The organism is Vibrio sp. 99K-1, assembly GCF_013114585.1.
Classification (GTDB): Bacteria; Pseudomonadota; Gammaproteobacteria; order Enterobacterales; family Vibrionaceae; genus Vibrio; species Vibrio chagasii_B.
Genome location: NZ_VTXF01000078.1, coordinates 1 through 507, shown reverse-complemented (window position 1 = coordinate 507; position 507 = coordinate 1). Strand labels below are relative to the sequence as shown.

At 40.8% G+C, this 507-nt stretch carries 1 pseudogene; it reads left to right on the top strand.

The annotated features are described in order from the left end of the window. Positions 1–2: 2 nt before the first annotated feature. Positions 3–507: pseudogene (locus tag F0228_RS25705) on the top strand (IS3-like element ISVisp1 family transposase); the annotation flags it as partial.

Genomic DNA, 507 nt, shown 5'->3' with positions numbered 1-507 from the left:
TTATGCCAGCTTATAAATCAGGTAAAAAAACTCAACAATATCTTACGGAATTTAAGGTAACTGCTGTCCGACTTTCGCTTCGAGAAGGAGCTACAGTTAAAAGCGTGGCGCTATCATTAGATATCCACCCTTATATGCTTTCTAAATGGCGAAAGGACTATAGAGAAGGGGTTATTATGGAAGATAAACGTAAGAAAAGGACTCAGATCCCGAGCCAGAAAACTGAGTCTAGTCGGATTGCAGAGCTCGAACGTCAGAATGAACAACTTAAGCTCGAGAATGACTTGCTAAAAAAGTGGCAACGATTCGTTGCCCAAGAAAATCGACAAAATTCCGATTCATAGCTCATTACAAAACGCGTTATTCCATTGTATTGATGTGCCGTTTTTTATCTGTTTCTAAGTCGGGTTACTACGCATGGCTTGATAGAGAACCAAGCCGCTACGATCAAGAAGAGCAGGCTTTGAAGAAGCGTATAATTAAAGTGTTTACCCAGAGTCGAGAGAC